22 protein-coding genes are annotated in these 26,430 nt (G+C 71.4%); 8 read left to right on the plus strand and 14 right to left on the minus strand.

The window, feature by feature from the left end; translation table 11 throughout:
- Positions 1-233: 233 nt before the first annotated feature.
- Positions 234-1,007 (minus strand): glycosyltransferase family 2 protein, encoded by a 774-nt coding sequence (locus ACSYGN_RS32615; protein WP_460402023.1) that lies wholly within the window; start codon positions 1,005-1,007, stop codon positions 234-236.
- A gap of 66 nt (positions 1,008-1,073) precedes the next feature.
- On the opposite strand from ACSYGN_RS32615, the gene ACSYGN_RS32620 reads away from it, so the two are divergent.
- Complete coding sequence (locus ACSYGN_RS32620) at positions 1,074-1,382, plus strand: hypothetical protein (protein ID WP_460402025.1); 309 nt, start codon at positions 1,074-1,076, stop codon at positions 1,380-1,382.
- Positions 1,383-1,693: 311 nt separating this feature from the next.
- Here the strand turns inward: ACSYGN_RS32620 and ACSYGN_RS32625 are convergent, their stop codons facing one another.
- Positions 1,694-2,296, minus strand: a complete 603-nt coding sequence (locus tag ACSYGN_RS32625; protein WP_460402027.1) for a hypothetical protein — start codon at positions 2,294-2,296, stop codon at positions 1,694-1,696.
- Positions 2,297-2,543: 247 nt separating this feature from the next.
- Between ACSYGN_RS32625 and ACSYGN_RS32630 the strand changes: the two genes are divergently transcribed.
- The gene (locus ACSYGN_RS32630; RefSeq protein WP_460402029.1) at positions 2,544-5,336 is read left to right on the plus strand and encodes a penicillin acylase family protein; all 2,793 of its coding nucleotides are present in this window, start codon (positions 2,544-2,546) and stop codon (positions 5,334-5,336) included.
- A gap of 95 nt (positions 5,337-5,431) precedes the next feature.
- On the opposite strand, the gene ACSYGN_RS32635 is transcribed toward ACSYGN_RS32630, so the two are convergent.
- Positions 5,432-6,691, minus strand: a complete 1,260-nt coding sequence (locus ACSYGN_RS32635; RefSeq protein WP_460402031.1) for an exo-beta-N-acetylmuramidase NamZ family protein — start codon at positions 6,689-6,691, stop codon at positions 5,432-5,434.
- 176 nt (positions 6,692-6,867) lie between these two features.
- Between ACSYGN_RS32635 and ACSYGN_RS32640 the strand changes: the two genes are divergently transcribed.
- Both ACSYGN_RS32640 and ACSYGN_RS32645 read left to right on the plus strand, forming a co-directional pair.
- On the plus strand, positions 6,868-7,641 hold the full coding sequence (locus ACSYGN_RS32640) for an SDR family oxidoreductase (protein WP_460402033.1): 774 nt from the start codon (positions 6,868-6,870) through the stop codon (positions 7,639-7,641).
- Positions 7,642-7,835: 194 nt separating this feature from the next.
- Positions 7,836-8,429, plus strand: a complete 594-nt coding sequence (locus ACSYGN_RS32645) for a TetR/AcrR family transcriptional regulator (RefSeq protein ID WP_460403877.1) — start codon at positions 7,836-7,838, stop codon at positions 8,427-8,429.
- Between the two features lie 265 nt (positions 8,430-8,694).
- Here the strand turns inward: ACSYGN_RS32645 and ACSYGN_RS32650 are convergent, their stop codons facing one another.
- From ACSYGN_RS32650 to ACSYGN_RS32675, 6 genes are all read right to left on the minus strand, one after another.
- A complete protein-coding gene (locus ACSYGN_RS32650) occupies positions 8,695-9,909 on the minus strand; it encodes an acyl-CoA dehydrogenase family protein (RefSeq protein WP_460402035.1) in 1,215 nt (404 codons plus the stop codon).
- A gap of 6 nt (positions 9,910-9,915) precedes the next feature.
- On the minus strand, positions 9,916-10,938 hold the full coding sequence (locus tag ACSYGN_RS32655; protein ID WP_460402037.1) for a phosphotransferase family protein: 1,023 nt from the start codon (positions 10,936-10,938) through the stop codon (positions 9,916-9,918).
- A 103-nt stretch (positions 10,939-11,041) separates the two neighbouring features.
- The gene (locus ACSYGN_RS32660) at positions 11,042-11,368 is read right to left on the minus strand and encodes a DUF202 domain-containing protein (protein WP_460402039.1); all 327 of its coding nucleotides are present in this window, start codon (positions 11,366-11,368) and stop codon (positions 11,042-11,044) included.
- The gene (locus ACSYGN_RS32665) at positions 11,365-11,757 is read right to left on the minus strand and encodes a YidH family protein (RefSeq protein WP_460402041.1); all 393 of its coding nucleotides are present in this window, start codon (positions 11,755-11,757) and stop codon (positions 11,365-11,367) included. Before ACSYGN_RS32665 ends, ACSYGN_RS32660 begins: the two co-directional genes overlap by 4 nt.
- A gap of 22 nt (positions 11,758-11,779) precedes the next feature.
- Positions 11,780-12,295, minus strand: coding sequence for an NUDIX hydrolase (locus ACSYGN_RS32670; protein WP_460402042.1), 516 nt, complete (start codon positions 12,293-12,295; stop codon positions 11,780-11,782).
- A gap of 266 nt (positions 12,296-12,561) precedes the next feature.
- Positions 12,562-13,458, minus strand: a complete 897-nt coding sequence (locus tag ACSYGN_RS32675; protein WP_460402043.1) for a DMT family transporter — start codon at positions 13,456-13,458, stop codon at positions 12,562-12,564.
- Between the two features lie 486 nt (positions 13,459-13,944).
- Between ACSYGN_RS32675 and ACSYGN_RS32680 the strand changes: the two genes are divergently transcribed.
- From ACSYGN_RS32680 to ACSYGN_RS32690, 3 genes are all read left to right on the plus strand, one after another.
- Entirely contained in the window at positions 13,945-14,991 is a 1,047-nt protein-coding gene (locus ACSYGN_RS32680) for a hypothetical protein (protein ID WP_460402045.1), read from the plus strand.
- Between the two features lie 533 nt (positions 14,992-15,524).
- Complete coding sequence (locus ACSYGN_RS32685; RefSeq protein WP_460403879.1) at positions 15,525-16,214, plus strand: molybdopterin-dependent oxidoreductase; 690 nt, start codon at positions 15,525-15,527, stop codon at positions 16,212-16,214.
- Positions 16,198-16,842: a cytochrome b/b6 domain-containing protein gene (locus tag ACSYGN_RS32690; RefSeq protein WP_460402047.1), complete on the plus strand. Its 645-nt coding sequence runs from the start codon at positions 16,198-16,200 to the stop codon at positions 16,840-16,842. Before ACSYGN_RS32685 ends, ACSYGN_RS32690 begins: the two co-directional genes overlap by 17 nt.
- A gap of 101 nt (positions 16,843-16,943) precedes the next feature.
- Here ACSYGN_RS32690 and ACSYGN_RS32695 read toward each other — a convergent pair whose 3' ends face one another.
- Together ACSYGN_RS32695 and ACSYGN_RS32700 are read right to left on the minus strand one after the other, a co-directional pair.
- Positions 16,944-18,341 carry a GntT/GntP/DsdX family permease gene (locus ACSYGN_RS32695; protein ID WP_460402049.1) on the minus strand — a complete coding sequence of 466 codons (1,398 nt, stop codon included), beginning with the start codon at positions 18,339-18,341 and terminating at the stop codon, positions 16,944-16,946.
- A gap of 83 nt (positions 18,342-18,424) precedes the next feature.
- Positions 18,425-18,946: a gluconokinase gene (locus ACSYGN_RS32700; RefSeq protein WP_460402051.1), complete on the minus strand. Its 522-nt coding sequence runs from the start codon at positions 18,944-18,946 to the stop codon at positions 18,425-18,427.
- A 130-nt stretch (positions 18,947-19,076) separates the two neighbouring features.
- Here ACSYGN_RS32700 and ACSYGN_RS32705 point away from each other — a divergent pair, with 130 nt between their 5' ends.
- Positions 19,077-19,778 (plus strand): FadR/GntR family transcriptional regulator, encoded by a 702-nt coding sequence (locus ACSYGN_RS32705; protein ID WP_460402053.1) that lies wholly within the window; start codon positions 19,077-19,079, stop codon positions 19,776-19,778.
- An 81-nt stretch (positions 19,779-19,859) separates the two neighbouring features.
- On the opposite strand, the gene ACSYGN_RS32710 is transcribed toward ACSYGN_RS32705, so the two are convergent.
- The 3 genes from ACSYGN_RS32710 to ACSYGN_RS32720 form a co-directional block, all read right to left on the minus strand.
- Positions 19,860-20,273 (minus strand): YchJ family protein, encoded by a 414-nt coding sequence (locus ACSYGN_RS32710; protein WP_460402055.1) that lies wholly within the window; start codon positions 20,271-20,273, stop codon positions 19,860-19,862.
- A 273-nt stretch (positions 20,274-20,546) separates the two neighbouring features.
- Positions 20,547-21,965, minus strand: coding sequence for a M1 family metallopeptidase (locus tag ACSYGN_RS32715; protein ID WP_460402057.1), 1,419 nt, complete (start codon positions 21,963-21,965; stop codon positions 20,547-20,549).
- A 77-nt stretch (positions 21,966-22,042) separates the two neighbouring features.
- The gene (locus ACSYGN_RS32720) at positions 22,043-25,912 is read right to left on the minus strand and encodes a Pls/PosA family non-ribosomal peptide synthetase (protein ID WP_460402059.1); all 3,870 of its coding nucleotides are present in this window, start codon (positions 25,910-25,912) and stop codon (positions 22,043-22,045) included.
- Positions 25,913-26,430 lie beyond the last annotated feature (518 nt).

The following is a 26,430-nucleotide window of genomic DNA, read 5'->3' on the forward strand; positions in this document are numbered from 1 at the left end:
GTGGGTGCGATCAGCCACAACGCACCCGCAGACGTAAGGGCGTAGAGCCATGGCGATCACGGCTCACCGATCCAGCCGATGGCAGGCCGCGTAGCCGGTCGACGGCACCGGTGACCCGCCGAGTCCTGCCCCCGGGGCCAGCCCCCGAGCACGCGGCACGGCCACGGGGCGGGGCCTGGTCGGGCACCTCCGGTAATGGTCGCGCACCGGGCTCCCCGGGCTCGTGCGCGGAGCTAAATGCGCGAGTTGCGCAGCGACTGCCACACAGCGCCGGTCAGCGCCCGTGTCGCCCGCGGGACCGACAGACGCTCGTGCTCGCGGTACAGGGCCCAGTTGTATTGCACCAGCGACAGCTTGTTGGAGGACAACGATCCCGCCTGGTGGGCCCGGTACACCGCAAGCGGCTCAGCCAGGCCCCGGGCGTCAGCACCGTCCCGCATGATCGACAGCCAGAGGGCGTAGTCCTGGCGCTTGCGCATCTCCGGCATCAACCTCGTGCCCAGGACATTGCGGTCGTACATGGCCGTCAAGGCGCCGATGTAGTCCCGGCGCAGCATCGCGCGGTAGTCCACGTGCTCCCGCGCACGGACCACCCGCCCGTTCGGGACCCAGCCGGTGCTCTCGCCGTCGTAGTCGGCATCCATCTTGAAGTACGAGGTGAACGTCAGCGGAGCATCACTTTCCGCGGCGAAGGCGAGCTGTTTCTCTGTCTTCTCCGGAAGCCACATGTCGTCGCTGTCGAGGAAGGCGATGTAGTCCCCGCGGGCCCGCTCGATCGCGAGGTTGCGGGCCCGGCCCGCACCGCCTTGCTCGGGCGCCGACTCCGGCAGGACGCGCTCGTCCTGCTCGGCGAACTCGCGCAGCATGTCCATGGAGCCGTCGGAGGACCGGTCGTCGGTGACCAGCAGCTCCAGGTCGCTGTGGGTCTGCGTGAGCACCGATCGGACGGCTGCGCCGAGGGTGGTTGCCGAGTTGTACACAGGCATCACGACAGACACCAGGGGCACAGCAGATCTCCTTGCCAGATCAGGAACGACGGTCCATTCAAGCATCACAACCGAGTAGGAGCTGACATGCAGATAGTCGTCGCTGGTCAGGGCTATGTGGGGCTCCCGCTGGCCGTACGCGCAGCGGAGGTGGGGCAGCGCGTGATCGGCTACGACGTGGACGCTCACCGGGTCCGGCAGCTCGCCGCCGGCCACTCCTACGTCGAGGACGTGACCTCCGCGCGGCTGCGCACCGTGCTGGACTCCGGGGCGTACTCCGCGACCGCCGACGCGGCCGCGCTGGCCGGTTTCGACATCGCTACCACCGGCCGTCAGCTTCGCGAACTGACGCTCCGCGTCACCGCTCCCTTCAAGACGCATTCGAGAGCCAGATGACCCAGCGAAAATTGCGCACCACGCTGTGCGGCGCCCGTGTTTGCCGCGAAGACGATCTACAACCGCCTTCACATGGGTCGTCAGCCAGGGGGCGCGGGGCTGTACCGATAGGCGGCTCCGCCGCGTGGGCGCGACAAGCCATAACGCACCCGCAGGCATAAGGGCGTAGAGCCACGCCGATCATGCCTCACCGGTCCAGCTGGCGGCAGGCCAACTTACCCAGGGGCGCGGGGAACTGCGCGATCAACCACGACGCGCCGCACATACCCACGCGCCCCCACCCCCGCTGACAAGGCTCACGCCGGTTACGCTCACGCCGACATGAGCAACCGCTCCCGCCTGGCAAAGGCCAACGCCTCCGCAGAAAGAACCGGCCGCGGCACAAGAATCCCGCACTCGAAGCACACCGGTCCCGACGACGGTTCATGATCAAGTTCGTACTTCCACACCAGCCGAGACCCCCCGCACACCGGGCACCCGACCCCCGGCTCCCGCTCCAGCGCGGCGATCAGCCGCCGCAGCACCTCCGCCAGCGGTTCACGGGGATGGACCGCTGGATCGTCGCACCACGCCACCCCGAACCCGCCCCAGGTCAGCCGGTGCCAGTCGTCCACACTGCCCGGGCGGCGCAGCCCGTCGTGCTTCTCCTTCTTACGGCGCTGGGCGAACGACGCCTCGTAGGCGAGCCACACCGCCCGCGCCTCCTCCAGCTCCTCCAGTGCGGCCACGAGCCGCACCGGGTCGGGGGACCGGTCCTCGGGGCCGAACCCGGCCCGCCCGCACAGATGATCCCAGGTCGCCCTGTGCCCATAAGGGGCGAACCGCTCAAGGCATTTGCGCAGCGAGTACCTCCGCAGCGCCAGATCGCACCGCGGATCTCGCACCTGTCTCGCCAGACTCCGGAATCCGGCCATAGCCCTGCACCTCCGTCACACCTGCACCTGTACCTCGGTCACTTCGGCGTCGCCGTACGGCCTGTGTGCGACGTCGCCGGATAGACGTGTCGACAACGCAATCGGCTCCATCCGATTTCCGATGCCGTCCATAAGGCGGCCCGGGTTGACCGTCCCGCACCGACTCTGAAACTTGACGCATGTTCATCTTCCATCTCGGGGATACCGGCGGTAACGTCCCGCCCCATCCCCGTACGGAGGAGCCGCCATGTCACGGCGCACCCCACGTAGCACTCTTGACAGACTGAGAACTCCCGGCAGACTCTCGGGGTTCCTGAAGTCGGTGTCCGCTTGCGCACTGATCGCCGGACTGCTCGTGCCGGTCACCCAGGCGACCGCCGCCCCGGCGGCCGAGGCGGCCACCTCCAACGACTACTGCGGCGGGCAGTGTTCCGACATCCTGCCGCCGGGTGAGAACGGCAACGCCACCCTGGCGCAGATCCTCCTCAACCAGGTCTTCGGCACCCAGCCCGGCCACGCCGAGGACCAGCTCGGCCCCTACGCCAACCTCGCCACCGGCTACTCCGGCCTCACCGACGCGAAGATCAACACCTTCTTCAACGACTCCTCCTTCGGCGTCGCCTCGGACCAGGTCGCCTCCACGGAGAAGCCGGGCGGGCGCACCGACGTGACGATCGTCCGCGACAAGAAGACGGGTGTGCCGCACATCACCGGCACCACCCGCTACGGCACCGAGTACGGCGCGGGCTACGCGGCGGCCGAGGACCGGCTGTGGCTGATGGACGTCTTCCGGCACGTGGGGCGCGGCCAGCTCACCACCTTCGCGGGCGGCGCGGCCGGCAACCAGGGCCTTGAGCAGGAGTTCTACCGCAACGCGCCCTACTCCGAGGCGGACCTCCAGGCCCAGATCGACAACGCCGTCGCCGCAGGCGGCGCCCGCGGCCAGCAGGCCCTGGCCGACGTCAACGCCTATCTCGCCGGGGTCAACGCGTACATCGACGCCTCCGACAGCGGCCGCTACTTCCCCGGCGAGTACGTCCTGACCGGGCACAAGGACTCCATCACCAACGCCGGCACGATCGACCATTTCAAGGTCACCGACATGGTCGCGCTGGCCTCGGTGATCGGTTCGCTGTTCGGCTCCGGCGGGGGCGGCGAGGTCAACAACGCGATATCCCTGCTCGCCGCGCAGGCCAAGTACGGTGTCGCGGACGGCACCAAGGTCTGGGAGTCGTTCCGCGAGCGCAACGATCCCGAGGCCGTCCTCACCGTCCACAACGGCGAGAGCTTCCCCTACGGCACCGCGCCCGCGAGCCCCCAGGGCGAGGCGCTGCCCGACGCGGGTTCGGTGACCCAGGAACCGCTGGTCTACGACCGCACCGGCACCGGGGCGAGCACCAGCGCGACCGCCGCCTCGGCCACCGCCGCCGCGACCACCCTCACCTCCGCCAAGCGCGGTATGTCCAACGCCCTCGTGGTGAGCGGCAAGTACACCGCAAGCGGCCACCCCGTCGCCGTCTTCGGACCGCAGACCGGGTACTTCGCCCCCCAACTCCTCATGCTCCAGGAGATCCAGGGCCCCGGCATCAGCGCCCGCGGCGCCTCCTTCGCGGGCCTGAGCATGTACGTCGAACTCGGCCGCGGCCAGGACTACTCGTGGAGCGCCACGACCTCCGGCCAGGACATCATCGACTCCTACGCCGTCGAGCTGTGCCAGGACGACTACCACTACCTCTACCACGGCACCTGTACGGCCATGGAAAAGATCGAGCAGGCCAACTCCTGGAAGCCGACCACCGCCGACTCCACCGCCGCCGGCTCGTACACCATGCGGGTGTGGCGCACCAAGTACGGCCCCGTCGAGTACCGCGCCACGGTCGGCGGCAAGAAGGTCGCCTACACCACCCTGCGCTCCTCCTACATGCACGAGGCCGACTCGATCATCGGCTTCCAGATGCTCAACGACCCGGACTACATCAAAGGACCGCAGGACTTCCGGTCCGCCGCCCAGCACATCAACTACACGTTCAACTGGTTCTACGCCGACTCCCAGCACACCGCGTACTACAACAGCGGCGACAACCCGGTGCGCGCGAGCGGCGTCGACCCCGAGTTCCCGGTGTGGGGCCAGGCCGCCTACGAGTGGCAGAACTGGAACCCGGCCACCAACACCGCCGACTACACGCCCGCTTCGGCGCACCCCAACTCCGTCGACCAGGACTACTACATCTCCTGGAACAACAAGCAGGCCAAGGACTACACCACCGCCCCCTGGGGCGACGGCTCGGTGCACCGCGGCAATCTGCTGGAGGACCGGGTGAAGAAGCTCGTCGCGGCGGGCGGCGTGACCCGCTCGGCACTGGTGAAGGCCATGGCCGACGCCTCCCTGGAGGACCTGCGCGCCGAGGACGTGCTGCCGAAGCTGCTGAGAGTGGTCAACAGCTCGACTGTCACCGACTCCACGGCCGCGGCGGCCGTCACCAAGCTCCAGACCTGGCTGACCGCGGGCGGCAAGCGCACCGAGACCTCGGCCGGATCGAAGACGTACGCCAACGCCGACGCGATCCGCATCCTCGACGCCTGGTGGCCGCTGCTGGTGAAGGCCGAGTTCCAGCCCGGCCTCGGTTCCGACCTCTATACCGCGCTCACGAACAACCTCCCGATCGACGAGGCGCCGTCGGCCGGACACGGTCCGACCGGCTCCCACGCCGGCAGTTCCTTCCAGTACGGCTGGTGGAGCTACGTCGACAAGGACATCCGGGCGGTGCTCGGCGACTCCGTGCAGGGACCGCTGGCCCAGACGTACTGCGGCGGCGGCAGCCTCAGCTCCTGCCGGGACATCCTCATCAGCACCCTCAAGACCGCCGCCGGTATGACCGCCTCCCAGGTCTACCCCGGCGACGACCAGTGCTCGGCGGGCGACCAGTGGTGCGCCGACGCGATCGTCCAGCGCACCCTGGGCGGCATCAAGCACGGCAAGATCAGCTGGCAGAACCGGCCGACCTTCCAGCAGGTCGTGGAGTACACCTCGCACCGGTGACCCATCCATGAACCATCGGTGAGCCAGGTGACATCCCCGGCGGCGGGGCGGAGACATGCGCCCCGCCGCCACCCAAGGTGAACCGCATGGCGGCCTCACCGGTACATGAGGTACCGCTCGCGGACCGTCCGGAACACCGCCAGTTCCTCCTGCCAGGCCGCGACGACCCCGTCGGTGTCCGCCCCCGCGTCGATCATGGTGCGCACCAGCGTCGACCCGGTGAGCTTGTCGATCCAGTGGTCGGACCGCCAGGCGAAGCCGCTCCACACGCGTCGGGCGGTGACCAGCAGTGCCACACCGGTGCGCACCGGGTCGTACACCTCCCGGTCGTGCACATGGAGTTGTACGCCGCCGACGGTCGTGCCCTGGAACTTGGAGAACGCCGGTGCGAAGTACGCCTCCCTGAAATGCACCCCGGGCAGCCCGAGCGGCTCCAGGGCGCGGGCCCAGCGTCCGTCGATGCCGTCCGCGCCGAGCAGTTCGAACGGCCGTGTTGTGCCGCGTCCCTCCGACAGGTTGGTCCCCTCGAACAGACAGGTCCCCGAGTACACCAGCGCGGTGTCCGGCGTCGGCATGTTCGGGCTCGGCGGCACCCACGGGAGCCCGGAGGCGTCGTAGAACCGCGCCCGCCGCCACCCCGTCATCGGCACCGTCTCCGGTGCCACCCGTCCGGCCAGGAACTCCTTGTCGAAGAGCCGCGCCAGTTCGGCGACCGTCATGCCGTGCGCCTGCGTGATGGGCTGCCGTCCCACGAACGAGGCGAACTCCCGGTGCAGCACCGGGCCGAGGGCGGCCCGTCCGGTGACCGGGTTCGGCCGGTCCAGCACCACGAACCGCTTCCCGGCGAGCGCGGCGGCCTCCATGCAGTCGTAGAGCGTCCAGATGTACGTGTAGAAACGCGCCCCCACGTCCTGGATGTCGAAGACGACCGTGTCCACGCCGGAGGCGGTGAAGATGTCGGCGAGGGGCTGACCGCTCTTCAGATAGGTGTCGTAGACGGGCAGCCCGGTCGCCGGGTCGTCGTAGCGGCCCTCGGAGCCGCCCGCCTGCGCAGTGCCCCGGAAGCCGTGCTCGGGGCCGAAGACGGCAGTGAGGCGGACCCGCTCGTCGGCGTGCATGACGTCGACGATGTGCCGTACGTCCCGCGTGACCCCGGTCGGATTGGTGACCACGCCGACCCGCTGCCCGGCCAGCAGCGCATAGCCGTCGGCGGCCAGCCGCTCGAAGCCGGTGCGCAGAGTGCTGTGCCCGCCGCCCGCCGCCGGTACTGCCGCCGCGGGGGAGGACGACGCGGTGACGGCGGCCATGGCGGCCGTGCCGGTGACGTGGAGCAGACCTCGTCTGGACAGATTCACCCGGTGACCTCCGTACCCTCGCCGCGTCCCCTGGGCCACGCACGCTAGCGCGCGTCGCCGGGCTGCCGGGAGGAGGCGATCCGGCCGCGTCATCGGCCACCCCTTCCACTGCCACATACCGACCGGTTAGTCTGTGGTCAGAAGGAAGTGGACCGCGGCCGTGTCGAAGGGGACCGATGGTGGAAGCCGTGCAGGATGCGGGAGTGGTCGTCACCGGGGCGGGCGGCGGTATCGGGGCCGCGCTGGCCCGCCGGTTCGCCGCGGAGGGCGCCCGCGTCGTCGTCAACGACCTCGACGCCGACCGCGCCAAGGCCGTGGCCGCCGAGATCGGCGCGACCGCCGTACCCGGCGACGCCTCCGCGATCGTCCCCGAGGCCCGCGAGGCGCTCGGCGGCACCATCGACGTCTACTGCGCCAACGCCGGAGTCGCCTTCGACGACGGCGACATCGCCGGCCCGCTCGACGAGCGGGCCTGGGCGCTGTCCTGGGACGTCAACGTCATGGCCCATGTCCGCGCCGCCCAAGCGCTGCTGCCCGGCTGGCTGGAGCGCGGCGCCGGCCGCTTCGTCTCCACCGTCTCCGCGGCCGGACTGCTCACCATGATCGGGGCCCCCTCCTACAGCGTCACCAAGCACGGCGCGCTCGCCTTCGCCGAGTGGCTGTCGCTCACGTACCGCCACCGGGGACTCAAGGTCCACGCGATCTGCCCGCAGGGCGTGCGCACCGACATGCTCGACGCCACCGGCAGCGCAGGCGACCTGGTGCTCAAGCCCACCGCCATCGAACCGGAGGACGTGGCCGAAGCCCTGTTCAAGGGCATCGAGGAGGACCGCTTCCTGATCCTCCCGCACCCCGAGGTGGCCGCCTTCTACCGCGCCAGGGCGGGCGAGAACGACCGCTGGCTGGCCGGTATGAACCACATCCAGCGCACTTGGGAGGAGTCCCGTTGACGCCCTCCGGGTAGCCGACACCCGGCGCCCCGTGTGCCCCGTGCGCCCCCGCGCGGGCACCCACTCCGCCGCTCGTCCCGCCGACCGGCGGCAAAGTGGGAAGATCCTACGGCGGGTCCGCGTTCCCTGACGCGAGAAACGGCCCGCACGACGGCCGGTGCGGCACCGGCAGCGAGGAAAGGCAGGTGGCGGCAGTGCCCAGGACGACGGGCGGCGACGGTACTCCCGTCCCGCAGCGGCTGCTGGCGGCGGCCACCCGGCTCTTCGCCGAGCAGGGCTACGACCGCACCTCGGTCCAGGAGATCGTCGAGGCGGCCGGTGTCACCAAGGGTGCGCTGTACCACTACTTCGGCTCCAAGGACGACCTCCTCCACGAGGTCTACTCCCGTATGCTCCGCATCCAGCAGGAGCGCCTCGACGCCTTCGCCGACGCCGACGAACCGGTCGAGAAACGGCTGCGCGCCGCCGCGGCCGACGTCGTCGTCACGACCATCGAGAACCTCGACGACGCGATGATCTTCTTCCGCTCGATGCACCACCTCAGCCCGGAGAAGAACAAGCAGGTCCGCGCCGAACGCCGGCGCTACCACGAACGCTTCCGCGCCCTGATCGAGGAGGGCCAGGAGACCGGCGTCTTCTCCAAGGCCACCCCGGCCGACCTGGTGGTGGACTACCACTTCGGCTCCGTGCACCATCTGTCGACCTGGTACCGGCCGGAGGGGTCGATGGGGGCGCAGGAGGTCGCGGATCACCTCGCGGATCTGCTGCTCCGGGCGCTGCGGCCGTAGCGCTCCGCTCGGGGCGCCGGGCGGGATGCGGGGGTGGCGCCGGTTCGTGGTCGGCCGCGGGCCGGTGGGGGTTTGTCGTGCCCACGCGGCGGAGCCGCACATCGATAACAGCCCCGCGCCCCTGAGGGCGGGACGGTGTGCGGAGACGGACACGTGCCCCTGGCGATACCGCGTTGCGACACGCCCCGGCCCGTCGCCCCCCGCCACGATGCATGCGCGTGAGGGGCGACCGCCACGGCGGCCGCCCCTCACCCACGTGCACCCCTCACAGGTACTTCTTGATCTCCCGCCGCGCCAGCGACCGCTGATGCACCTCGTCCGGACCGTCGGCGATCATCAGCGTCCGTGCCGTCGCGTACAGCTCCGCCACCAGGAAGTCCTGGCTGACCCCGCCCGCGCCGTGCAACTGGATCGCCCGGTCGAGGATGTCCACCACCGCCCGCGGCGTGGCGATCTTGATGGCCTGGATCTCCGTGTGGGCGCCCCGGTTGCCCGAGGTGTCCATCAGCCAGGCCGTCTTCAGCACCAGCAGCCGCAGCTGCTCCACGGTGACCCGGGCGTCCGCGATCCAGTTGTGCACCACGCCCTGCTGCGCCAGCGCCTTCCCGAACGCCTGACGGCTCAACGCGCGGCGGCACATCAGCTCGATGCCCCGCTCGGCCATGCCGATCAGCCGCATGCAGTGGTGGATACGGCCGGGGCCGAGGCGGGCCTGCGCGATGGCGAAACCGCTGCCCTCCTCGCCGATCAGGTTGGACACCGGCACGCGCGCGTGGTCGAAGACGATCTCTGCGTGGCCGCCGTGGTAGTGGTCCTCGTAGCCGAACACCTTCATCGCGCGCGTGATGGTCACACCCGGCGTGTCGCACGGGACGAGCACCATCGACTGCTGACGGCGGATGTCCGCGCCGTCCGGGTCCGTCTTGCCCATCACGATGAGGATCTTGCAGTTCGGGTCCATCGCCCCCGAGATGTACCACTTGCGCCCGGTGATGACGTACTCGTCGCCGTCCCGCTCGATCAGCGTGGTGATGTTGGTGGCGTCCGAGGAGGCCACTTCCGGCTCGGTCATCGCGAACCCGGAGCGGATCTCGCCCGCCAGCAGCGGCTCCAGCCACTGCTTCTTCTGCTGCTCGTTGCCGAACTGCGCCAGCACCTCCATGTTCCCGGTGTCCGGCGCCGCGCAGTTCGTCACGGTCGGCGCGAGCTGCGGGGAGCGGCCGGTGATCTCGGCCAGCGGGGCGTACTGGAGGTTGGTGAGCCCGGCGCCGTACTCGGCGTCCGGCAGGAACAGGTTCCACAGCCCCTGCCTGCGCGCCTCCGCCTTCAGCTCCTCCACCAGGGCCGGGGTCTCCCACGGCGAGGCCAGCCGTGCGCGCTGCTCCTCGACGGCCGCCTCGGAGGGATACACATACTCGTCCATGAAGGCGAGCAGCTTGGCGCGCAGTTCCTCGGTGCGCGCGTCGAACGCGAAGTCCATGTCCAGTCAGCCTTCCTGAAGGGTGGTCAGACCGTGCTCGATGAAGACGGGGACCAGCTCGCCGATGCGGTCGAAGCCCTGCCCGACGGTCTGGCCCAGTGTGTAGCGGTAGTGGATGCCCTCGAGGATCACGGCGAGCTTGAACCAAGCGAACGCCGTGTACCAGGAGACGGCCGTGACGTCCCGCCCCGAACGGGCGGCGTACCGCTCGATCAGCTCGGCGGGGGACGGATGCCCGGCGGCCTCGGCGGTCGTGAAGACGAAGGGGTCGGCCATGCCGAGCGGTGTGCTGTACATCACCATCAGGCCCAGATCGGTCAGCGGGTCGCCGAGGGTCGACATCTCCCAGTCGAGGACGGCCTGGATGGTGTCGTCGGCTCCGATCAGGACGTTGTCGAGGCGGTAGTCGCCGTGCACGATCGTGGGCGCGGGGGAGACGGGCAGCCGACGGCCGAGCGCCGCGTGCAGCTCGTCGATACCGGCCAGGTCGCGGTTGCGGGAGGCGTCGAGCTGCTTGCCCCAGCGGCGCAGCTGGCGGTCCAGGAACCCCTCGGGGTGGCCGAAGTCCGTGAGGCCCACCTCGCCGGGGTCCACCGCGTGCAGTCCGGTGAGCGTGTCCACCAGGGACAGCACCGCCGCCCGGGCGCGCTCCGGGCCCAGCGCGTCCAGCTGGTCCGCGGTGCGGTACGGGGTGCCCTCGACGAACTCCATCACGTAGAAGGGCGCCCCGAGCACCTCCTCGTCCTCGCACAGCAGCACCGGCCGCGGCACCGGCACCTCGGTCGGGTACAGCGCGCTGATCACCCGGTGCTCGCGCCGCATGTCGTGGGCGGTGGCCAGGACATGGCCGAGCGGGGGCCGCCGTACGACCCAGCGCGCGGTGCCGTCCGAGACGGCGTACGTCAGGTTCGACCGTCCGCCCTCGATCAGCCGGCCGGTGAGGGGACCGTGCACCAGACCGGGCCGCTCCCGCTCGAACAGGCCGTGCAGCCGGTCGAGGTCGAGACCTGGCGGGTGGTCGGGGCTCATGGGCGTCGCTCCTGTGGACGAGTGGCAGGACGCATCTCATGATGCCGACCGGTCGGTATGTCGTCCAGTGGGGGACACGAACGTGACGGAGGACTCAGAGGGCTCAGAGGACGAGGACGGCGGCCCCTGCCGCCATCGCCACCGTGCACAGAACCGCCGCGGTGGCGTGCCGGGGTGCGAGCGCGGCGGGCGGGCGGCCGGCCGTGGCGGACAGGGCGCGGATACGGCGGTGCGCGAGCTGCAGGAAGACCAGCCAGAGCACACAGCACAGGGCGGCCACCGCGAACCCGAGGTCCGTCCCGGCGTGCAGCGCCGTCCGCAGGGCGAGCACGCCGGCCACCGTGCCCGCCAGCGTCGTACGACGCCACGCGAGCCGTGTCCGCTCCGGCTGGAGCCCGGGATCGCGCTCGCCCCCCGCCCCGCCGCTCATCCGCCCCACCCGACGAGCACCACGACGACCATCGCCACGGCGACCACCGCGACCACCACGCCCAGCACCGCAGGGAACCGCGAGACCGGCAGATCCTCGCCGCGCCGCATCGCCCGCTCGCAGCGCACCCAGTGGTCGACGGCCCGCAGTGAGCACAGCACCCCGGACGCGAGCAGCGCGAGCGCCAGCCCCACCCGCCAGGCGCGCGGCAGGTCCGGCAGGAACTGGTCCACCGCGAAGCCGCCGCCGATCAGCGCGAGCGCGGTGCGCAGCCAGGCCAGGAAGGTGCGCTCGTTGGCGAGCGAGAAACGGTAGTCCGGGGTCGTGCCCTCCTTTCGCACCTCCTGGGGTGCGAACCACAGCCGGGCGTTCTTCACGAACTCGATCACGCCCAGGACCCTACCCGGGTGCTCACCCGGCCGACCGGTGTGCTTGCAGCCGTTCCCACGCCGCCCGCCCGTCCGGCGTCCACTCCCACTCCGGCAGCCGCCGCTCCAGTTCGTCCGGTGTCAGGAAGGTGTGCCAGGCGACCTCCTCGACCTGGGGGCTGACCGGCAGATCGCAGCGCACCTCGTACACCGCCGACCACCAGCCGTTCCCGGCCCCGTCCTCGTAGAGGAACTTGAACAGGAACGTGGGCCTCGGCAGCCCGCTCACGCCCAGCTCCTCCTCCGCCTCGCGCAGGGCGGCGTCGTCGTAGGACTCGCCCGCGCCGACGACTCCGCCGACGAACATGTCGTAGTACGACGGGAAGACCAGCTTGGTCGGTGTGCGGCGATGGACGAAGATCCGCCCCTCGGAGTCCCGCGCCAGAATGAAGGCACACCGGTGACGCAGCCCGCGCGCGTACACCTCACCGCGCGGCGACTGCCCGGTGACCTGGTCGTTCTCGTCGACGATGTCGAGGATCTCGTCAGCAGCACTCATGAGCCCATCCAAGCAGGCGAAACACCTGCGGTGGGCTCGGCTCGGTACGGCTCGGCTCGGCTCGGCTCGTACAGCTCAGTAGGTCGGGCGAAGTCCGCTGGTTCGATGTGCCGTCTGTCGCCTGCGGCACCATCGTGGCTGATCGCTCCCCCAAGCTCTCAACTTCGTTCGAGCAGGGAGGTACCCCCATTGCGGCCGAGCCGCAGATCGGTACAGCCCCGCGCCCCTTCAGGGCGCTGCCGAACCCGGCACTTCCAGCGGAGCGCTCAGTGAGGCTGGAGGTCCCGTGCCGGTTCCGGCTCCGCCGTGCCGCGGGGCATCGCCGGGTGCAGGCCGAGGAGGACGATGCCGGTGACGATCGCCGCGAGGCCCGCCGCCTCCCAGGCCAGCGCCCCGGTGTCGGTGTGCAGCCGGTCGCCGAGGAAGCCGACCCCGCAGATGATCCCGGCCAGCGGCTGGGCGGCGGTCAGCGCGGGCAGGGACATGCGCAGCGGCGCCATCTCGAACGCGCTCTGCACCAGGACCAGCCCGGTGACGCCGAGCGCGAGGACACCGTAGAGCTGCCAGCCGGTGAACAGCTCGGCGAGGCCGCCCGCCGTGAACCGCTGCCCGCTGACCCGGGTCAGCGCGTCCTGCACGCCGTAGAGCAGCCCGGCGGCCACCGCCAGCAGCACCGGGTCGGCGACGCTCAGCCGGAAACGTTTGGCGAAAGTGGTGAGGAGCAGCGCGATGCCGAGCATGACGCCGATGATCAGCCAATGGCGCAGCGGGCTGCTGACCGCGCTTCCGCCGCGCGGCTGACCAGCCACGATGAACACGGTCACACCGCCCGCGAGCAGTGCGAGTCCAGCCCAGCCCTGATGGCCGAGCACCTGCCTGGTCTGCCTGCGCGACAGCGCGAGGGCGAACAGCAGATTGGTGGCGAGCAGCGGCTCGACCAGGGAGACCTCGCCCCGGCCCAGCGCCATCGCGCCGAGCACCATGCCGGCCACCATCAGACCGATACCGCCGAGCCAGCGCGGCACCCGCATCAGGTCGAGCAGCAGCCGGGGGGACAGGAAGTCGCTGAGCGGCGCGTGCGAGGCCGCGTTCTGCTGGAGCACGAACCCGAAGCCCAGACAACAGGCCGCGCTCACCGCGAGAACCAGAACCAGAACCGACACGCTGCGTACCTCGATCGTTCCGCCGGGCCACGGGTCGTCGTGGCCGACTGTAGCGTTCCGGTGCTTGGGCTGCCCCGGAAAGTGCCCGGAACGGGGCGGTTGACTCGGGGCCGCCGACCGGCGAATCCTGGGCGGCGGCACGACCCGGATTCCATCGTGCGCTGCCGGGCAGTACCGCGCTATGGCCTGGGCCACACTTGCGACCTGCAGTCGAGTGCAGGGCGGGGATGCGGGGGGGGCGGTGCGGAGGCTCATGGAGTCTCCCGTTCCGCATCCGTCACGAGAGTTGACGCGTTTAACTCCTGACCGGACCTTGACGTGAAGTGTTGCTGAGGATTTGCTGTGTGTGATCAGTTGACCACGACCCTACGACGAGGGCCTGTCCGGCAGATCCCGTCGGAGGAGACCGGCGGTGGCCACCGGCACAGGTCTGCGGCGTGAACCGCCGGACAGACCCCCAGCCCGCGTCGCGTGAGGAAGTCCGCGGTGCCCTCAACCCCGTCCCCGTTAGCCCCTTCAGCGGGACCGCCGGGCCATGGCCGTACAGCGGCGGCCGCGCCCCCGGCCGCACCCCCCGACGCCGCGCCGCGCAAAGCCGACACGCCCGCCGCCGACCCACCCTGTGCCCCACCCTGTGACTCGCCCTTCGACGCCGCCCTCGGTGACGACGAGCTCATCGCCGCCCGTGCCGCCGCGGCCCAGGGGCGCTGGCAGGCCGTCCGCAATCTGCTCGCCCGCACCCGCGACGACTGGGACTCGCGCGGCCACCGCATCACCGTCCTCGCCCGGGAACCCCGCGCCGCCGACTGGGCCCGCTCATGGCAGCTCGCCGAACCCGGCACGCCCGACGCCTCCGTCCTGCTCGCCCTCGCCCTCGTCCGGCGCGCCCTGCGCGGCGAGGAACTTCCCGACGCCGCCCGTGCCGCCTGCGCCGAGGCCGCCGCGCTGCTGCCCGCCGACCCCACCCCCTGGCTCGGCCTGCTGATGCTGGAGCGCGTCCTGGGCGCCGACGACGACGTGCTCCACGCCTTCGCCGAGGTGCACGACCGGTACGCCGACCACCACCACGCCCACCATCTGATGATCGCCCGCCTCGCCGAGCGCCACGCCGGCAACGGCCCCGACCCGCTCCACGAGGTGTACGACTTCGCCGACGGCGCCGCCCTCGCGGCCCCCGCCGACTCACCGCTGGCCCTGCTGCCGGTCGTCGCCCTCGCCGAGCGCTACCGGGTACTGGCCGCCGCCGGCTTCGAGCCCGCCGACCCGGCCGCCTCGGCGCACTGGACCGGTTCACGGGCCCGGCAGATCATGAAGGCCGCCTTCGACTGGTGGCTGGAGTGGGACAACGACGACCATCCGCGCCGCCACGTCGACCTCAACTTCCTCGCCCACGCCACCTGCTGCGAGGGCCAGACCGCCGAGGCGGCCACCCTCTTCCAGCGCATCGGGGAGCACGCCACCCAGGAACCGTGGTCCTACCCGGACCGCGATCCCTACCCCGCCTTCCGCGCCGCGCGCGCCGCCGTCTTCTGACAGCCGAACCCTAGGGCCTGTCGTTTGGATCATGCCGCAGACGCGGGGTCTGGCACGCACGTCTGCGGCGTTGTCGTCGGTCGCCGACTCCCCCGAGTTCTCGGCTGCGCTCGAACAGGGGGGACCCCCGTCGCGTCGACTCCCTCCTCCGCCTTGCAGCCGCACGCACCAGACCCCGCTCCCCGGCACCGGACATGCACCGTCGGCATCCTGCGACCCGATCCAAACGACAGGCCCTAGCCGCCTCCGTCAGAACTCCGTGACTCGGTCAGAACTCCGTGAGAAGTGCTCGCGGAATCCCGCCGGGCTTCCGGGATCCCTGGCCCCGCCGCGGTCCGGAGTGCTCGAATGAAAGGGTGACACCCGAACAGCCCGAGGAACGGCGCGTCCTGCCCCCGACGCCGTCCTCCGAACCGGACACCGGGCCAGCCGCCGCACGCGACGCCGTATCCGATGGCGTACCAGGCGTACCAGGCGTACCAGGTGCATCACGCGCACCAAGAGCCGAGCCCGGCCAAGAACCCGGCCGCCCCATAGGCCGCCGCGTCCTGCTCGGCACCCTCGGTCTCGGCGCCGCCGGCCTGGTTGCCGCGCCCACGCTGCAACGCGCAATGGAGTCCGTCCTCGGCGCGGTGTCCGGCAAGGATCCCACGGGCCTCACCGGCCTGCTCCCGAACGGCGGCGGCTTCCGCTACTACTCCGTCACCGCCTCCGTCCCCCACGAGAACGCCACGGACTACCGTCTCACCGTCGACGGCCTGGTCGACCGCCCCGGGACCTACACCCTGGCCGACCTGCGCGCCCTGCCGCAGACCAGGCTGGTCAAGGACGTCCAGTGCGTCACCGGCTGGCGGGTCCCCGGTACACCCTTCGAGGGGGTGCGGCTGTCGCGGCTGCTGGACGCGGCGGGGGTGCGCCCCTCCGCCAGGGCGGTCCGCTTCACCTGCTTCGACGGCGCCTACAGCGAGAGCCTCACGCTCGACCAGGCCCGCCGCTCCGACGTCCTGGTCGCCCTGCGCATGCAGGACAAGGACATCGGCCACAACCACGGCGGCCCCGTCCGCCTCTATGTCGCCCCCATGTACTTCTACAAGTCCGCCAAGTGGCTCTCCGGCATCACCGTCACCGACAAGGTGAGGCCCGGCTACTGGGAAGAGCGCGGCTACGACGTCGACGCCTGGGTGGGCCGTTCGAACGGGCGGGACGATGACCCTACGAGCTGACTCCCCGGCTCCCTCGGACCCCTCGGCGTCCCCGGGCACCCGGGTGCGCCGCTTCGGCCGTCCCCAGAAGTGGGTGCACCGCACCACGGCCGCGCTGATGGGCGTGTGCGTGGTGACGGCGGCGATCCTCTACATCCCCGAGTTCGCCGTGGCCGTCGGCCGCCGTGAACTGGTGGTCCGGATCCACGAGTGCGCCGGGCTCGCCCTGCCGGTGCCGGTCCTGGTGGGGCTCGTCTCCCGGGCTTTCCGCGCCGACCTGGGCTTCCTCAACCGCTTCGGCCCGCACGACAAGGTGTGGCTGCACGCCGCGCTGGTGCGCGACAAGCGGCACTCCTCGCGTCCGGCGGGCAAGTTCAACGCCGGGCAGAAGATCTACGCCGCGTGGATCTCCGGCGCCGTCCTGGTGATGCTCGGCACCGGGCTGCTGATGTGGTTCACCCATCTCAGCTCCCTGATGTGGCGCACCTCGGCGACCTTTGTGCACGACTGGCTCGCGCTGACCATCGGCATCGTCCTGGCAGGCCACATCGGCATGGCCCTGGGCGACCCGGAGGCACGGCGCGGACTGCGCACGGGGTGGGTGAGCCGGGAGTGGGCCAAGCGGGAGCACCCGTTGTGGCGGCCTTAGCGCCTCGGCGTGCCGTACCACGGCGGTGACGGCGCCCACCCCACACGAGGTGCGCGCCGTCACCGCCGTAGCGAACGGGTCTGATCCACCAGCACTGCGTCCTAGACCACCAGGGACAGCAGCAGCACCAACCCCCCGGCGACCACGGAGATCACGCATTCCATCGCCGACCAGGTCTTCAGGTTCTGGCCGACGCTGAGTCCGAAGTACTCCTTGACCAGCCAGAACCCGGCGTCGTTGACATGGCTGAAGAAGAGGGAGCCCGCGCCGATGGCGAGGACGAGCAGGGCCGTGTGGGTGGTCGACATGTCGGCGGCGAGCGGGGCCACGAGACCGGCGGCGGAGACGGTCGCCACCGTCGCCGAGCCGGTGGCCAGCCGGATCGCCACCGCGATCAGCCAGGCCAGCAGCAGTGCCGGGATCGACCAGTCCTTGGAGATGTCGAGGATCATCCGGCCGACGCCGGACTCGATCAGCGTCTCCTTGAATCCACCGCCCGCGCCGACGATCAGCAGGATGCCCGCGATGGGCGCGAGGCCCTTCTCGACGGTCCGCGCTATTCGGTCCTTGCCGAGCCCTGCCGGGCGGCCGAGGGTGAAGATGCCGACGAGCACGGCCGCCAGCAGGGCGATCAGCGGGGAGCCGATGACGTCGAAGACCCGCTGGGTGGTGTTCGCGGGGTTGTCGATCACGAGGTCGACCAGCGCCTTGGACAGCATCAGGACGACCGGCAGCAGCACGGTGGCCAGCGTGGCGCCGAAGCCGGGCCGGTTCTCAAGTTCGTCGGAGGCGCGCGGCGGCAGCATCCGTTCCGGTACCGGGGCGTCCACCCAGCGGGCGGCGAGCTTCGAGAACAGCGGCCCGGCGATGATCACGGTGGGGACGGCGACGAGCACCCCGAGGGCGAGGGTGACACCGAGGTCGGCCTTGACCGCGTCGATGGCGACCAGCGGGCCGGGGTGCGGCGGGACCAGGCCGTGCATCACGGACAGTCCGGCGAGCGCCGGGATGCCGATGCGCATCAGAGAGTAGTTGCCGCGCTTGGCGACCATCAGGACGACCGGGATCAGCAGCACGATGCCGACCTCGAAGAAAAGCGGCAGACCGATCACCGACGCGATCAGCACCATCACCCACGGCATGGCCCGGCCGCCCGCCTTCGCGATGATGGTGTCGACGATCTCGTCGGCGCCGCCGGAGTCCGCGAGCAGCTTGCCGAGGATCGCGCCGAGGGCAATGAGCACGCCGACGCCCGCGACCGTGGTGCCGAGGCCGGTGGTGAACGCGGTGATCACCTTGTCCAGCGGCGCCCCCGCGAAGGCGCCGAGCGCGAGCGACCCGATGGTCAGCGCGAGGAAGGCGTGGAGCTTGAACTGGGTGATGAGCAGCACGATGACGGCGATGCCCGCCAGCACGGCGATGCCCAACTGGGCATGACCGGCCGAGGTGATGGGCTCGACCGGGTCTGCTGCCAGCAACTCGACGCTGAGTCTGGTCACAGGGGTTCCCTTGCGAGAAGTGGGGAGGGGAGTGGATGCGGGGGGTTGGGATGGAATGAGGTGGGACGGGGTGAAAAGAGGTGTTATGGGGTTTGAGGTCCGGGCAGTTCGCCGAGAGCCCGCATCGCGCGCTCGGTGATTTCCTCGGGTGCGCCGGAGACGTCGACCGAGATCCCCGCCTCGTCCCCCTGGAGCGGCTGGAGCGTGCCGAACTGGGAGTCGAGCAGCGCCGTCGGCATGAAGTGGCCCTGCCGGTGGGCCATCCGGTCCTCGATGAGCCGCCGGTCGCCGGTGAGGTGCACGAAGACCAGTCCGGGAGCCGTGGCGCGCAGCCGGTCGCGGTACGACCGTTTCAGCGCCGAGCAGCTCACCACCCCGCCGAGTCCCGCCCGCCCGTGCGCCCAGCCGCCGATGGCGTCCAGCCAGGGGCGCCGGTCGTCGTCGGTGAGCGGGACGCCGGCCGTCATCCGGTCGATGTTGGCCTGCGGGTGGAAGTCGTCGCCCTCGGCGTACGGAACGCCGAGCCGGGCCGCGAGCAGGGGACCGACGGTGGTCTTCCCGGTGCCCGCGACGCCCATGACCACGACGACATGGGGGGTGTTCATGGCTGCCTCGCTGTCTTCGCCGACCCGTGGTGTCGACGACGATGAAACCGATTAGGTCCGACGAATTCAAGGGCCTGTGATGAATAAGTCAGACTTTTTATGGTGGTGATCCACCCCGTACCCTGAGTGCATGACCACTCCGGGCCGGGGTCTGCACGGCCATGTACTGGACGCCCTCGGTCCCGCGATCACAGCGGGTGACTATCCGCCAGGCAGCGTGCTGCGCACCGACGAACTCGCCCAGCACTTCGAGGTGTCGCGGTCGGTGATGCGCGAGGCGGTCCGCGTCCTGGAGTCGATGCACTTGGTCGAGTCCCGCCGCAGAGTGGGTGTGACGGTCCGTCCGACAGAGGAATGGAACGTCTACGACCCGCAGGTCATCCGCTGGCGTCTGGCGGGCAAGGACCGCCCCCGGCAGTTGCGCTCACTCACCGTGCTGCGCTCGGCGGTCGAGCCGGTGGCCGCGGCGATGGCCGCCCGCAACGCGACGGCGGAGCAGTGCGCCGAACTCACGGAGTGCGCGCTGGGCATGGTGGCTAACTCACGCGGCCACCGCCTGGAGGGCTATCTGATCCACGACGTCGCCTTCCACCGTGTGATCCTCAACGCCTCCGGCAACGAGATGTTCGCCCGCCTCGGGGACGTGGTCGCCGAGGTCCTGTCGGGCCGCACCCACCACGAGGTGATGTTCGAGGACCCCGACCCGGCCGCCGTCACCCTCCATGTCCGGCTGGCCGAGGCGGTACGGGAACGCGACGCGGCCCGGGCCGAACAGCTCACCCGCGAGATCACCGCCGGCGCCCTCCAGGAACTTGACGTACTGGCCCCCTGACCTCCTGGTGCAGGCCGGGAACTCCGATGCAGGGAGCGCCGGTTCAGGTCAAAGGTCACCCCGGGCCAAGGTCACCCCGGGTCAGGACTCCGGGGACTCCGGGGACTCCGGGAACTCCCCGTCCACGTACACCCAGCCCCCGCCGACCCGCTCGAACCGGCTCCGCTCCTGGAGCGCCCCGCCCCGGTAGGACGCCCGGAACGTCACGGTCCCGGCGGAGTGGAAGGCCGACCCGCCGCTCGAACCGAGGATCTCCAGCCCCGTCCAGCGCATCCCGGGATCCAGCTCCAGTCGCTCCGGCCGGGTCCGCGGATGCCAGGTCCGCAGCAGATACGCCACGTCCCCCTTGACGAACGCGCAGTACCGGGACCGCATCAGTGCCTCGGCGGTCGGCGCGGACGCCTGCCCGGAATGGAACCGCCCGCAGCAGGACTCGTAGGGCTGGTCGAGCCCGCAGGGGCAGTGGGCGGCGGCGCGTTTGCTCATGGCGGCCATTGTGCCGTGACCCGCGGCGGCAGGGACGCCGCGGCCGGTGAGCCTCCGCGGCCCGCGAGCCTCCTTGGGCCGGTGAGCCTCCGCGGCCCGCGAGCCTCCTTGGGCCGGTGAGCCTCCGCGGCCCGCGAGCCTCCTTGGGCCGGTGAGCCTCCGCGGCCCGCGAGCCTCCTTGGGCGGTGAGCCTCCGCAGCCCGCGAGCCTCCGTGGGTCGGCGAGCCTCCGCAGCCCGCGAGCCTCCTTGGGTCGGCGAGCCTCCGTCGCGGCCGGGGTCGTTCAGGCCGACTCCGCCGCCACGTCCCCAGGCCCCACGTCCCCAGCCCTCACGCCCCCCGCCGCCACGTCCGCCGCCGCCACGTCCGCCGGCCCCACGGGCATCGGCAGCGGGGGCAGACGGGTGGCGTGGACCCACGCCGCGAACAGGTCGTCCAGGGGCTCCGCGGCGTAGCGGGAGACATGGTCGGCGAAGGCCGCCGTGGTCACCGTGCCGCCCCGGTGCCAGCGGGTCCAGCCCTGGAGCATCCGGAAGAAGGCGTCGTCGCCGAGGGCGCAGCGGATCGCGTGCAGGGTGAGGCCGCCGCGGACGTAGAGACGGTCGTCGAACATGGACCTGCGGCCCGGGTCGGCCAGAGCGAGGTCCTGGGGGAGGGCGGAGAGGGTGCGGTGGGCGGCGCAGGCGTGCTGGTGGGCGGTGCGGCCGCCGGAGCGCTCCGACCACAGCCACTCCGCGTACTTCGCGAAGCCCTCGTTCAGCCAGATGTGCCGCCAGTCCGCGATCGACACGCTGTTGCCGAACCACTGGTGCGCCAGCTCGTGCGCCACCAGCCGCTCCCAGCCCCGCGCCCCGTCCACATGGTTGGCGCCGAACAGCGACAACCCCTGCGCCTCGACCGGGACATCGAGTTCCTCGTCGGTGACGACGACCGCGTACTCGTCGAACGGGTACGGGCCGAAGAGCTCCTGGAACAGCTCCATCATCGCGGGCTGGCGCGCGAAGTCCGTCGAGAAACGGGGCAGCAGATGCGCCGGGATATGGGCGTGCTGCGGCACACCGCCGGGGCCCGGGTCACCGAGCAGGACGGTCTGGTACTTGCCGATCGCGAGGCCCACCAGATAGCTCGACGTGGCCGCCGACTGCTCGTACACCCAGGTCGTCGTGGACGCCCGGGTGGTACGGGTCAGCAGGCGCCCGCCCGCCACCACCGCGTACGCCGACGGCGTCGTCACCGAGATCAGGTACGACGCCTTGTCCGCGGGCCGGTCGTTGCACGGGTACCAGGACGGCGCCCCCACCGGCTGGCTCGCCACCAGCGCCCCGTCCTCCAGTTCCTCCCAGCCGAGCCCGCCCCACGGACTGCTCACCGGCACCGGATTGCCCGACCAGTGCACCTCCACCGTGAACGCCGCCCCCGCCCGCACCGGCTTGGGCGGCCTGATGCGCAGCCTGCCGCCACGGTGCGTGTAGTGCGGCTGACGGCCGTCCACCCGGACCCGGCCGATCCGGAAGTCGGCCAGGTTGAGCTGGAACTCGGTCAGCGCCGAGCGCCCCGCGATGGCGTTGATACGGGCCGTCCCCGACAGCCGGTTGGGCCCCGGACGGTAGTCGAGCGCGAGCTCGTAGCGGTGCACCCGGTAGCGGGCATCGCCGTTGGCCGGAAAGTACGGGTCCGGCCCCGCCGACTGCTGAACGGTCACTGCTGCGTCTGCTCCCTGCCCGGCGCTCTCCCTGCCTGCTGCTCCACCGCCCTCCGGTACCGAGTGTTCCGCGACCCTCAGCGTCGCCATGCCTCGATCGGATTGCCCAGCCAGCGGCTGTCGTCGGGAACGGACTCGGCCGCCATGACGAGCGAAGCGGGGCCCAGCGTCGTACGGGCCCCGACCGTGCTGCCGGGAAGGACGATCCCGCCAGGGCCCAGCGTGGCGCCCTCGCGGAGTACCACAGTATCCGTCCGCAAGATCCGGTCGTGGAAGAGGTGAGTCTGCAGGACGCAACCCCGGTTCACGGTCACGCCGTCCCCCAGGGTCACCAGATCCGTCTCCGGCAGCCAGTAGCTCTCCACCCACACACCCCGGCCGACCCGCGCGCCCAGCGCCCGCAGCCACACCGGCATCACCGGAGTCCCCGGCACCGAACCCGCCAGCCACGGCACCGCCAGCACCTCGACGAACGTGTCCGCCAGCTCGTCACGCCACACGAAACCGCTCCACAGCGGATGCTCACCCTTGCGGTGCCGCCCCACCAGCAGCCACTTCGCCGCCACCGACACCGCGCACGCCGCCGTCCCGGCCGCCAGCAGCACCAGCCCCGACAGCAGCGGCGCCCACACCCCCAGCGCGCACAGCGCCGCCACCGTCAGCCCGGCCAGCGCCGCCGAACACAGCACCGGCACGATCCGGCACGCCTCCACCAGACCCCGCGCCCACAGCAGCTTCACCGGCGGATCGTAGGTACGGCTCTGATCACCGCCGGCCGCGCTGCGCGGCAGCTTCACCGGCGGCAGCCCCAGATACGACGTGCCCTTCTTCGCCTTCTTCGGCGTCGCCGACAGCACCCCCACCAGACCGCCGTCCGGCACGGTCCGGCCCGGCGCCGTCATCCCCGAGTTGCCCAGAAATGCCCGCCGCCCGATCTCCGCGCGCCCGATCCGCACCCAGCCGCCGCCCAGCTCGTACGGCGCCGTCAGCGTGTCGTCGGCCAGGAACGCGCCGTCGCCGACCGTCGTCAGGCTCGGCAGCGCCAGCACCGTCGACACCTCCGCACGCCGCCCGACCCGCATCCCCAGCAGCCGCAGCCACACCGGTGTGACCAGCCCGGCGTACAGCGGGAACAGCGTGTCCCGGGCCCGGTCCATCAGCTGCGTGACCGTCCACGCCTGCCAGCCGACCCGGCTGTGCGTGGGATGCGTACCCTCCCGCAGCCCCACACTCAGCAGCCGCACCCCGGCCACGATCAGCAGCGCGTACACCGCGCCGAACGCCAGCGTCGCGGGCACCAGCGCGTACGCCGCACCCCGCAGCGCCTCCCCGAGCCCGGACCCCGGCCGCACGAACAGCCCGGTCACCAGCAGCGCGGCGACACCCGCCAGCACGGTCAGCGCACCGAGACCGCCGCTGGTGACCCCGTACATCACCCGCCAGTACCTGCCCCGCTGCGGCCGCTCCTTGGGCCAGTTCCGCTTCGCCCGGCCCAGCTTCACCGCGGGCGCCCCCGCCCAGCGCTGCCCCGTCGGGATCTGCCCCGTCACCGCCGAACCCGGCGCCACCTCGGCCCGCTTGCCCACCCGGGCCCCCGGGAACAGCATGCTGCGCGTACCGACCACGGCATGCGCGCCCACCTTCACCGGGCCGATCTCCAGCCGGTCGCCGTCCAGCCACCAGCCCGACAGATCCACCTCCGACTCCACCGCCGCACCCCGGCCCAGCTTGAGCATGCCGGTCACCGGCGGCAGCGAGTGCAGATCCACCCCCGGACCCACCTTCGCGCCCAGCGCCCGCGCATACCGCTCCAGCCAGCCGCCGGTCAGCGCCGTAGCTCCGCTCACCTCTGCCAGCCGCTCCGCCGTCCACAGCCGCAGATGCACCCCGCCGCCGCGCGGATACCGCCCCGGCCGCACTCCGCGCAGCAGCAGCCGCGCGCCGCCCGCACCGAGCGCCAGCCGCCCCGGCGGACTGAAGAACACCACCGCGCCCAGCGCCAGCAGCCACCACGGAGCGGTCGGCAGCCAGCCGTAGCCCGGCAGCAGATTACCGGCGGCGGCCAGCAACACCGTCCAGCGCAGCCCCAGCAGCGTGAACAGCGGCAGCAGAAGCAGCGACTGCACCGCCTGCGCACGCCGCGGCACCGGCGCCACCGTCCGGGTCCCGCCGTCATCGTGCGCCGACTCCTCCAGCCGCCGCGCCAGCTTGCGCAGCACCGGCTGCTGGTAGATGTCCAGCACCGCCGCGCCCGGATACCGGGTCCGCAGCCGCGAAGTGAGCTGCGCGGCGGCCAGACTTCCGCCGCCGATCGCGAAGAAGTCGTCCGACGCCGAACCCACCGGGATGCCCAGCACCTCGGTCCACTGCTCGGCCAGCCACGCCTCCGTGCCGTACAGCCGCTCGGCCGGACCGCCCGTCTCCAGCCACTCCAGTGGCCACGGCAGCGCGGCCCGGTCCACCTTGCCCGAGGTGCGGGTCGGCAGATCCGCGACCGTCGCCAGCAGCGGCACCAGCGCCGCGGGCAGCGCGGCCCGCAGTCGTTCCACGGCCGCCGCCTGGTCCCAGCCGTCCTGCGTGACCACGTATCCGACGAGCAGCTGGTTGCCGCCGCGCGCCGTCCGCACCGCGGCCGCCGCGCCCGCCACTCCCTCCAGCGCCTGGAGCGCCGCGTCGACCTCACCCAGCTCGATCCGCCGCCCGCCCAGCTTGATCTGCTCGTCGGACCGCCCGAGGAACACCAGCCCCTCCGGCTCCGCCTTCACCAGATCACCGCTGCGGTACGCCCGCTCCCAGCCCAGTGATTCCAGCGGCGCGTACTTCTCCGCGTCCTTCTCGGCGTCCAGATACCGGGCGAGCCCCACACCGCCGATCACCAGCTGACCGCTGCCGCCCATCGGCACCGGCTCCCCGGCCTCGTCCACCACGGCCAGCTCCCAGCCGCTGAGCGGCAGCCCGATCCGCACGGGCTCCTCACCGGTCAGCAGCGCCGCACAGGCCACGACGGTCGCCTCCGTCGGCCCGTACGTGTTCCACACCTCGCGCCCCTCGGTCACCAGCCGCCGCGCCAGCTCCGGCGGGCACGCCTCACCGCCGAAGATCAGCAGCCGCACCTCGTCGAGGGTTTCCGGCTCCCACAGCGCCGCCAGCGTCGGCACCGTGGAGACGACGGTGATCTCCTGCTCGACCAGCCACGGCCCCAGATCCGCCCCGCTGCGCACCCGGCTGCGCGGCACGGGCACGAGGCAGGCGCCATAGCGCCAGGCCAGCCACATCTCCTCGCAGGAGGCGTCGAAGGCGACCGACAGCCCCGCCATCACCCGGTCCCCGGGCCCGATCGGATCGTCGGTGAGGAACAGCGCGGCCTCGGCGTCCACGAACGCGGCGGCGCCGCGATGGCTGACGGCGACACCCTTGGGCTTTCCGGTGGAGCCGGAGGTGAAGATGATCCACGCGTCGTGCCCGACTCCGGGGCGGCCGGACGGTGCCCCGGACCCGCCGGCGTACGCGTCGATGCCGTGCCCGGCCCCGACGACGGCCCGCACCCCCGCCTCCCCGAACACCAGCTCCGCCCGTTCGTCCGGGTCCTCCGCGTCGACCGGCACATAGGCGGCACCGGCGGCGAGGACGGCCAGGATCGCGACGTACAGATCCGTGGTGCCGGACGGCACGCGCACACCCACCCGGTCACCGAGCCCCACCCCGGCCCCGGCGAGCCGCAGCCTCAGCCGCTCCACCTCGGCGGCCAGGGCGCGGTAGGTGAGCCGCGTCGTGCCGTCGTCGAGGGCGAGCTCGTCGGGATACGACCGAACGGTCGCGTCGAACACGTCGACGAGCGTGCGGGGGGAGGCGGCAGGCCCCGCGGAGAAGCGCGCGGCGTTGCCGAACTGCGTGCGGATCTCTTCGTCGAGCAGGCCGAGAGCACTGCTCTCGTGGATCGCTGCCATCGGGTCCTCGCGTCTCGTTCCCGGTGCGCCCTGTGCGCTCCGGGGCGCCGGCGGGCCCGCAGGTCTGCCTGGGGTTGTCGCCTCCGGCGCTGTGACAAGCCGGAAATTTTAGTACGACGCTATGTCCGACCCCATGTGTCGGCCACCCGGGGCACCCGTTCGGACACCCACGGTGACCTTACGGCGACGTTCTGACCTGGGGCTCGGGGGATCCGACGAGAGATGGCCCACATCGGGGGCGGGGGCTGCACCCGCTGAAAAATGTGTTGTCAGGGCAGTAGACGTACTCACTTTGCTTTGCAATATTTCGATGGAAAAGCGCAAGAACCTGCGTGGGTGCGGGTGTCGTACCGCGCCACCGCTTTGACCAGGAAAGAGAGAGCCGTACTCGCCGCCCCTCCGGCGCGGCGAGGCCCCCACAGGGAGTGATCCCGTATGACTCGACACAAGCCGAGATCCTGGACGCCGAGATCCTGGACATCGCCTATGCCACCGAGATCCTGGACACGGCGCGCAGC

It is taken from the genome of Streptomyces sp. YIM S03343, assembly GCF_054729195.1.